The sequence below is a fragment of the Brevibacterium sp. LAARM2_SD2 genome (assembly GCF_057364785.1).
In genome coordinates, this window is sequence record NZ_JBNFOM010000013.1 from 94,556 (window position 1) to 102,979 (window position 8,424).

Annotated in this window: 7 protein-coding genes and 1 pseudogene; 4 read left to right on the top strand and 4 right to left on the bottom strand. The window is 70.2% G+C overall.

The features are described from left to right. The first annotated feature begins 26 nt into the window (after window positions 1–26). On the top strand, window positions 27–1,349 hold the full coding sequence (gene manA, locus AC2W7K_RS10175) for a mannose-6-phosphate isomerase, class I (protein ID WP_232623548.1): 1,323 nt from the start codon (window positions 27–29) through the stop codon (window positions 1,347–1,349). Window positions 1,350–1,883: 534 nt separating this feature from the next. On the opposite strand, the gene AC2W7K_RS10180 is transcribed toward manA, so the two are convergent. The 4 genes from AC2W7K_RS10180 to AC2W7K_RS10195 are packed head-to-tail and all read right to left on the bottom strand — an operon-like array spanning window position 1,884 to window position 5,265. Continuing rightward, window positions 1,884–2,549 carry a CoA transferase subunit B gene (locus AC2W7K_RS10180; RefSeq protein WP_198498378.1) on the bottom strand — a complete coding sequence of 222 codons (666 nt, stop codon included), beginning with the start codon at window positions 2,547–2,549 and terminating at the stop codon, window positions 1,884–1,886. Window positions 2,550–2,561: 12 nt separating this feature from the next. Continuing rightward, on the bottom strand, window positions 2,562–3,350 hold the full coding sequence (locus tag AC2W7K_RS10185; RefSeq protein WP_198498379.1) for a CoA transferase subunit A: 789 nt from the start codon (window positions 3,348–3,350) through the stop codon (window positions 2,562–2,564). Further along, window positions 3,338–4,090, bottom strand: a complete 753-nt coding sequence (locus AC2W7K_RS10190; RefSeq protein ID WP_198498380.1) for a hypothetical protein — start codon at window positions 4,088–4,090, stop codon at window positions 3,338–3,340. The genes AC2W7K_RS10185 and AC2W7K_RS10190 overlap by 13 nt, the downstream gene beginning before the upstream one ends. Before the next feature lie 35 nt (window positions 4,091–4,125). Beyond that, window positions 4,126–5,265, bottom strand: a complete 1,140-nt coding sequence (locus AC2W7K_RS10195) for a coenzyme F420-0:L-glutamate ligase (RefSeq protein WP_232623549.1) — start codon at window positions 5,263–5,265, stop codon at window positions 4,126–4,128. A gap of 499 nt (window positions 5,266–5,764) precedes the next feature. Between AC2W7K_RS10195 and AC2W7K_RS10200 the strand changes: the two genes are divergently transcribed. The 3 genes and pseudogenes from AC2W7K_RS10200 to AC2W7K_RS10210 all read left to right on the top strand — a co-directional run. Beyond that, window positions 5,765–6,025 carry a WhiB family transcriptional regulator gene (locus AC2W7K_RS10200; protein WP_332839545.1) on the top strand — a complete coding sequence of 87 codons (261 nt, stop codon included), beginning with the start codon at window positions 5,765–5,767 and terminating at the stop codon, window positions 6,023–6,025. Further along, window positions 6,022–6,876 (top strand): glycosyltransferase family protein, encoded by an 855-nt coding sequence (locus tag AC2W7K_RS10205; protein WP_486006102.1) that lies wholly within the window; start codon window positions 6,022–6,024, stop codon window positions 6,874–6,876. The genes AC2W7K_RS10200 and AC2W7K_RS10205 overlap by 4 nt, the downstream gene beginning before the upstream one ends. A gap of 47 nt (window positions 6,877–6,923) precedes the next feature. Beyond that, a pseudogene (locus AC2W7K_RS10210) lies at window positions 6,924–8,424 on the top strand (glycosyl transferase); the annotation flags it as partial.

Consider the following 8,424-nt stretch of genomic DNA (forward strand, 5'->3'; position numbering starts at 1 on the left):
CGCACGGACGATTCGCAGGAGAGGTGATGCCAGTGCGTCGGCTGCACAACACCGTGAAGAACTTCGACTGGGGCACCCCGGACGCGATTCCCGCGATCCTCGGCACCGTCCCGGACGGCACGCCGTGCGCCGAACTCTGGCTGGGAGCGCACCCGCTCAGCCCCTCACGACTCGAACTCTCCGCCGCCCAGGGCACCCACGGGGCGGTCGGCTACGGACACGTCGGCTCGTCCTCGTCCGTCGATGTCCGCACCTCCGGGCGACTCGACCTCGGGCCCAACCTCATCGAATACATCGCCGGTGATCCCGAGGGACTTCTCGGACGCGACTCGCTCGAGGTCTTCGGGCCGCGTCTGCCCTTCCTCCTCAAGGTCCTCTCCGCGGAGAAGGCGCTGTCGATCCAGGTCCACCCCACCCCGGAGCAGGCCGCTGCCGGCTTCACCCGGGAGGAGGAGACGGGGCCGGATCTCGACGCTCCCGACCGCAACTACAAGGACGCCTCGGCGAAGCCCGAGCTCATCTACGCCCTCACCGAGTTCCACGCCCTCTCCGGCTTCCGCCCGCGCAAGGCCGTGCGGGCGACTTTCGAGCGGTTCCTCTCCCTGTCGCTGTCGGCGTCCTCGCTCGACCTCCTCGGCGAGATCCTCGCGTCGCTCAAGGCGCTCAGCGATGCCAAGGCGTTCGCGCGGACGGTCGAGCTCATCCTCGGCGACGACCGCGCGCCGGGACTCGTCGCGGAGATCGCGAGCCAGGACTTCGCGACCCCGCCGCGCGGGCACGCCTCCCAGCTCGGCACGGCCGTCGACCCGATGCAGACCTTCGTCGAGCTCGTCACCGACTATCCGGACGATCCCGGTGTCCTCGTCGCGCTCATGCTCTGCCGCGTCCACCTCCAGCCGGGCGAGGCGCTCGCGATGGAATCGGGGATCCTCCACGCCTACCTCGGCGGGACGGGCATCGAGATCATGGCCTCGAGCGACAACGTCCTGCGCGGGGGCCTGACGAGCAAGCACGTCGACATCCCCGAGCTCACCCGGATCGCGACGTTCACGGCCGCGCCCCCGCAGCTGCTCGAGCCCGACCGCGACGGCGTCCTCACCGGTGCGACCGAGGACTTCGCTCTCCAGGCCCTGCGGTGCCCGCGCCTGAAGCGCATCGACCGGCGCGGGGCGGCCATCGTGCTGTGCACCTCGGGGACGATCACCCTGACGTCGGTGGGGAACTCAACGACCCTGACGCGTGGGCAGAGCGTCTTCGTCGGCGCCAACGAACCCGCCGTCACGGCCGACGGTCACGGAGACCTCTTCGTCGCGACCACCGGACTCGATCGCGCGCTGCCCTTCGCCTGAGGCTGCCTCGCACCTCAGGTTTCCCCTCTACTGAGGCTGCCTCGCTCCTGAGCGGAGCGCGCGGGCGAACCCTGTCCCTGGAGCGGCTTTCACTACCCGTGCACACGGTGTGTTCGGGGCTGCGGGTGCCTCTCGGCGAGCCCAGTGTTGTGTGTGGGGCTGAGGGTTGTGCGTGACGTGCTGCGTTGTCAGGGCGGCTCCGGGTTGTGCGTGGCGAGCTGAGCGGCGCGTGATCGAGCGCGTTTCCGGCATCCCGCCTGTGGAGCGGCTTTCACTACCCGTGCACGCGGTGTGTTCGCGGCTGCGGGTGCCTCTCGGCAAGCCCAGTGTTGTGTGTGGGGCTGCGCGTTGTGTGTAGAGCCCAGGGTTGTGCGTGAGGCCACGAGTTGCGTGTGAGGGTCGGCGTTGTCGGTGCGGATGCGGACTGCGATTTACGGGTCCGGGCTGCGCGTGGCGGGCTGCGGCGGGACAGCGCACAAGGCCGCCGCGCACCGACACTCCGAAGGAGCGTCAGTGGGCAGCGGCGCGCGCGACTCAGACGTCGGGGACGGTGATGGTTGCGACGTCGTCGGGGACGACCACCTCGGCGCCGGTCTTCTCCTTGACCTCCTCGACGGTGACTCCCGGTGCGAGCTCGACGAGGGTGAAGGCATCACCGGTGACGTCGAGGACGGCGAGGTCGGTGATGACGCGTTCGACGACGCCCTTGCCCGTCAGCGGCAGGTCGCAGGCGCCGAGCAGCTTGTGCGTGCCGTCCTTTGCGACATGGTCCATGACGACGATGACGCGCTTGGCGCCGTGGACGAGGTCCATCGCCCCGCCCATGCCCTTGACCATCTTGCCGGGGATCATCCAGTTCGCGATGTCGCCGTTGACCGCGACCTGCATCGCGCCGAGGATCGCGGCATCGATCTTGCCGCCGCGGATCATGCCGAAGCTCGCCGCCGAATCGAAGTACGAGGCGCCCGGCAGCATCGTCACGGTCTCCTTGCCCGCGTTGATGAGGTCGGGGTCGAGTTCGTCCTCGGTCGGGTACGGACCGACGCCGAGGAGGCCGTTCTCCGACTGGAGAACGAGCCGCACACCGTCGGGCACGTAGTTCGGGACGAGGGTCGGCATGCCGATGCCGAGGTTGACGTAGCTGCCGTCGGCGAGCTCCTGCGCCGCGCGCGCGGCCATCTGGTTGCGTGTCAGTGCCATGGTGGGCTCTCCTCAGGCGTTCGCGGCGGTCGGGGTCGGACGGAGGGTGCGCTTCTCGATCGGCTTGTCGGCGATCTGCTCCGCCGTCAGCGGGACGACGCGGTGGACGAAGACACCGGGCAGATGCACCTCGTCGGGATCGATGTCACCGGGTTCGACGAGCTTCTCGACCTCGGCGATCGTGATCCGACCGGCCTGCGCGGCCGGCGGATTGAAGTTGCGGGCCGAGGAGTGGAAGACGAGATTCCCGTCGCGGTCGCCGACGGCGGCGCGGACGAGGGCGTAGTCGGGGGCGAGCGACTCCTCGAGGACGTAGGTCTGCTCCTCGCCGAAGGTGTCGAAGACCCGGGTGTCCTTCGCCGGGGACTCCTTGATGACGTTGCCGTCCGCGTCGTACTTCCACGGCATGCCGCCCTCGGCGACCTGGGTGCCGGCGCCGGTGATCGTGTAGAACGCGGGGATGCCCGCACCGCCGGCGCGCAGCTTCTCCGCGAGCGTGCCCTGCGGGGTGAGCTCGACCTCGAGCTCACCGGAGAGGTACTGCCGGGCGAACTCCTTGTTCTCCCCGACATAGGACGCGATGATCCGCCGGATCCGATGGTCGGCGAGCAGCACCCCGAGCCCGCGGCCGTCGACGCCCGCGTTGTTCGAGATCACCTCGAGGTCCGTCGTCCCCTGTTCCCTGATCGCGCGGATGAGGAATTCCGGGACTCCGACGACCCCGAATCCGCCCACGGCGATCGACGATCCATCGGCAATATCGGCCACTGCTTCTGCGGGCGTGTCAACTACTTTGTCCATGTCCCCAGTCTGCCACGGACCTCACCGAGCTCCCGTGCGAGGTCCGCGATGCGAGCCTCATCGACTCCCGTGCCGAGCACGGTCTCACCCCCGCCGAGGAGGTGGCCCAGCAGGTCCGGCCACTGGTCCTCCTGCGGGGTCGAGTGGGAGACGAGGATCCCCGCGGGGGGACCCGCGGAACCGGTGGTCATCGCCGCGGTCCACGGGATCTCCGTCGTCCCCGCAGCCCCGAGGACGGCGAGGGTGCCCGAGCCGTCGAGGCGGCGCGGGGTGACGTCGGGATACGCCCGGATCGCGGAGTTGACGTCGATGAAGTCGGCATCGACCGGAGTGCTCAGCGCCAGTGCCGGGGGATTGAAGACGAAGATCTCCTCCGCCGAGGCGATCGCCGGGTCCGACTCGAACCCGACCGGGACGAGCGCGTGGAAGTCCCCGTCCGGGACGGCCGAGATGCTGCCGCCGGCTGAAGCGGTGCCACCGGCATCGCCCTGCTCGCCGAGGACGACGCGGCCACCGGCGAGGAGGACGCTGAGGATCGCGACGAGTTCGCGCCAGTGGAGACCGCCGGGCAGCGGGACGAAGAGGGTGAAGTCGGGGCCGAGATCGTAGTCGCCGAAGAGACCGACTCCCTTATTCACCCAGTTCGCGATGACCGGGCCGGTGAGGTCGAGGGTGTCGAAGTCGGGCCCGCGCCAGAAGAGCACGGGACCGCCGGTGCCAGCGAGGCGGGTGAGATCCATCTGTCCTGCTTTCTCGAGCGTGTGCTGTCGGGGGATCAGTGCGTGCTGTCGGGGGAGAGGAGTCCGATGTCGATCGTCACTCCTCGCGGGAAGCTGCCGAGGTCCCCCTCGGCCCAATGCCACTTCGTCGTCGCGGAGAGGTCCTCGGCGAAGAGCGCGGTGTGCATGCGCTCGACGAGGGAGCCGAGTCCGACCATCGCTTCGAGGATCGGAGGTCCGTCGGCCTGCGTCGTCGCCGGGGAGGTCGAGGGGCTCATGATGATCCGCGAGCCCGACCCCTCGATGCGCATCCGCCAGGCCGCATGGCCGGGGGTGCGCGCGTTGCCGCCGCGGACGACGCGGATGGCCCGGGAGACGCGCTCGAGGATGTCGTCGCCGCCGTCCCCGGCGGGAGCACGGCCGGGTACGGTATCGACGCCGAGCCCGCGCTGGATCGCCTCGACGTGACCGAAGCGGAACCAGTCTTCGCCGAGGTCCCGGCACAGTGCCTTCGCTCCGCCGCCGCCGTTGTCGAGGTAGCCGCCGGCACCGCGGATCAGCGCCATCGGCAGACCGCGGGCGGCCCCCTTGACGAGGTCGGCGGCGGCGGCGATCTCATCGCCGACGGCGCGCACGGTCACCGTCTGCACGCGCCCGTCGTCGTCGGGCAGTCCGCGCTGGTCGTCGAGGCCGGAGAACCCGGAGAGGCCGAGCGCGATGTCTCCGACCCCGACGCGCCACGGCCGCGATGTCGTATCGGAGACGACGACGCCGATGCGCACCGCGAAGGCCTCCTCGACACGGGCGCGCAGCTGAGCGGCGGAATGGTCGGCGTCGGCGGGATGGAGGACGACGTCGCCGCCGGAGTTCGACTGGTCGAGACCGGCCGCGGCCTGCACCGTGCCGGCCTGAGTCCGCACGACCTGGACCGTCGTTCCCGACGCATAGCTGCGTTCGGCCACGAGGTGGGTCGAGGACGCTCGGACGAGGTCCTCGAACTCGGCGCGGTCAGCCACCGAGGTCAGTCTCCCGTCGGCCTTCGACACGACCTTCGAGGCGATGACGAGGATGTCGCCGTCCTTGAGATCGATGCGGTTGCGCCGCAGACTGGTGATGAGGATGCCCGCGAGGTCCGAACCGGGCCGGATGTCGTCGTCGAGGGGAGGCGCGTAGACGGTCAGCAGTCTGTCGTTCATGCCTGCTCGCGGACCGTCACCCTGGCTCATTCCTCCATATTCCCATCCCAGCCGAACGAATCCGAAATTCTCACGATCCCATCAGGTGGACACCATGGATTGTGGCAGGTGCGCATGCCGGTCCCCATATCTTGTGTTGGCGGCGCGTGTGTATGTGAAGATGTGTTCGAATACGCGGTTTCTCCCCGCTTGATTACTGCACGAGGGCTTGACTCAGCGGTAATGACACGCGTGTAATTTATACCTAAGGGGAACGCGCTTAGCACGAATTCTCGGATTCGCATGGCACAACACGCTGAGCGTGAGAAAGGGGAGAACCGTGCAGAGCGCACAGAGCAAGAGACTAGAGGATGAGGAGTTCGTCTCCGTACCGGGGGTGACCTCCCGCAGCGCCGGCGACTGGTTCGTCGAACCCGGCGCCCGCACACCGGACACGCTGCCGGACCCATTGGCGATCGATCCGAACGATCTCACACCGCTGCCCGTCGACGATGCGGCAGTGTCGCCGCTCTCGCTCCTCCTCGGCGCCGCCGAGGACGGCGAGCTGTCGTGGCAGGACCAGGCGCTGTGCGCCCAGACCGACCCTGAGGCGTTCTTCCCGGAGAAGGGCGGATCGACCCGCGAGGCCAAACGCGTCTGCGAGTCCTGCGAGGTCCGCTCCGAATGCCTCGACTACGCGCTGGCCAACGATGAGCGGTTCGGGATCTGGGGCGGCATGTCCGAGCGCGAACGCCGTCGGCTCAAGAAGCGAGTCGTGTGAGACCTGCCGTCACGGTCGTCGTCATCTCCGGCGACGACTCCCGCAAGGCCGAGCTCGAAACCACCCTGAGCAGGATCCACCCCGAGATCCCCGTCGTCGATCTCGGGGGCCTTGCCGTCTCCGAGGCGCTCGCCCTGCCGGCCGTCGCCGGCAGCGACTACCTCTGGTTCCTCACTCCCGACTCCCGCCCCGCGCCGGGGTGCCTCGACGAGCTCCTCGACGCGATGAGTGCTGCGGACTCGGTCGCGGCGGTCGGGCCGAAGCTCTTCAGCGGCGAGCGGATCGTCTCCGCCGGGGTGACGACCACCTCGGCGGGGGTGCGCGTCAATCCCGTCGGATCGGGAGAGCTCGACCAGGGACAGCGGGACGGGGAGTCCGAGACGCTCGCGCTCGACCTGCCCGGGATGCTCATCGCCACCGCCGACCTCGATCGCATCGGCGCTCCCAGCCGCGGACTCGGCCCGGCCTACCGCGGCATCGAATACTCCCGTCGCCTCCGCGACCTCGGCCGGCGGGTGGCCCTGGCCCCCGGCGCTCGACTCGACATCTCCGCCGCCGAGGCGGCCCAGCTCGGCACCTCGGCCAAGCCCCCGACCGCGCCGAGCGCAGGTGCGCACCGAACAGCGCTACCGGCTCAGCCTCGCCCGGCCCGGCCTCGTCCGGCTGCTCATCATCCTGGCCGCCACCCAGCTCGGCGCCGGGCTCCTCTCCCTGCTCGGCAACGACGTCGGACCGTCGGCTGGCGCTTCGCCGCGCTTGTCGGCCTGCCCGCCGACGGTCGCGCCACGCCCGCCTGCGCCGGCCACGCGCGCGCGGTTGGCTGGCGAAGCGCGCGAACACCGCGCACCTGAACTCCCTGTTCGCCGACCCCGAGGAACTCGCCGTCCACCGGCGCAGCATGGCGGCCCGCCGGACCGGAACCGGTGCCGGCGATGGGGACCACGACACCCTCGACGAGGCCGACCTCAACCAGGTCGGTGACACCGAGGAGGCCATCGACTCGTTCTCCCGCCTCGAGGTCAGCGGCGGCGCCGGCATCTTCACGCACCCGCTCTTCTTCCTCATCCTCGCCGCCGGTCTGCTCAGCGGTCTCGTCTCCCACCGGCTGCTCGGTCCCGGCCACCTCGTCGGGGGTGCGCTGGGGTCGACCGACATCGGCTACGGCGAGCTCGTCACCCGGCTCCTCGGCGGCTTCCTCGACGCCGGCACGGGCATCGACACCCCGGCCGATCCGCTCCAGCTCGTCCTCGCGGTGCTCGGTCTGCCGTTCCTCGGCAACCTCGACGTCACGGTCCGCGTCCTCATCCTCGCTGCCCCGATCGCGGCGGCGATCGCCGCCTACGCGTGCGCCGGGATCCTCGTGTCCCGCAAGTGGGTCCGCGGGTTCGCCGGCCTCCTCTGGCTCGTCGCCCCGCTCTTCGTCATGGGGCTGTCGACCGGCCGCCTCGGCGTCATCCTCATGTGGATCGCCGCACCACTGTTCATCATCGCTCTCACCCGCAGTCTGCGCACCGGTTCGGTCTCGGCGGCCGCGGCGGCCGGGCTGCTCCTCGTCGTCATCATCGCCGGCGTCCCGCTCATGCTTGTCGTCGGCCTCGTCCTCACGATCGCCCTCGTGCTCCGCCGGCGGGGTCTGCGTCATCTCTGGCTGCTCGTCCCGACCCTCGTGCTCACGTGGCCGTGGCTCGTCGGGGTCGTCACCCACCCCGGCACCCTCTTCGTCATGCCCGGTCAGACACTGTCCCCGGGCACCGCTCCGACGTACCTCCTCGCCGTCGGGTTCCCCGCCCCGCTCGATCCCACGTGGCTGACAGGGCTGCTCGAACCTCTCGGGGTGACCGGCGTCAGCCAGCTGTGGGCGCTCTTCATCGTCCTGCCGATGCTTCTGCTCGCCTTCCTCACCCTCATCGAGGCCCGCATCCCGCTCACGGTGCTGACCTGGGCTGTCGGGCTCTACCTCACCGGCCTCGTCGTCTCGATCATCCAGGCGCACCTGCCCGCCCAGGTCGGCCCGTTCGCGCTCATCGGGTCGTATCCCGCGGCCGGAGTGACGCTGACGAGCATCGGCGCGATCGCCCTGCTCGTCCTCGGCGCCGACCGCCTCACCGCAGCCCCGCGCAGCGTGTCCCGGGTCCCCCTGCGCGTGCTCACCGGCCTCGTCGCCGTCGCCGCCGTCGGCCTCGCCGTGCTCGGCGCCGGTCCCGCCTCCGAGTCGGTGTCGACGACGGAGGACGGCACCGTTCCCGCCCTCGCCGCCGACCGGGCCGCCGGCCCCACGGAAGCCCGCACGCTGCGCCTCGACGCCGTCGACGGCGAGGTTCTCGGCCACCCTGCTCCTCGACCGCTGACGGCCACCCGTCACTCGGCACCGTCGACCCGTCGGCCCTCCGGCCCGACGG

Excerpts from the sequence above, each read along its gene's own strand:
- manA (WP_232623548.1), top strand. The coding sequence starts at position 27 with ATGCCAGTGCGTCGGCTGCACAACACCGTGAAGAACTTCGACTGGGGC.
- AC2W7K_RS10180 (WP_198498378.1), bottom strand. The coding sequence starts at position 2,549 with ATGGCACTGACACGCAACCAGATGGCCGCGCGCGCGGCGCAGGAGCTC.
- AC2W7K_RS10185 (WP_198498379.1), bottom strand. The coding sequence starts at position 3,350 with ATGGACAAAGTAGTTGACACGCCCGCAGAAGCAGTGGCCGATATTGCC.
- AC2W7K_RS10190 (WP_198498380.1), bottom strand. The coding sequence starts at position 4,090 with ATGGATCTCACCCGCCTCGCTGGCACCGGCGGTCCCGTGCTCTTCTGG.
- AC2W7K_RS10195 (WP_232623549.1), bottom strand. The coding sequence starts at position 5,265 with ATGAACGACAGACTGCTGACCGTCTACGCGCCTCCCCTCGACGACGAC.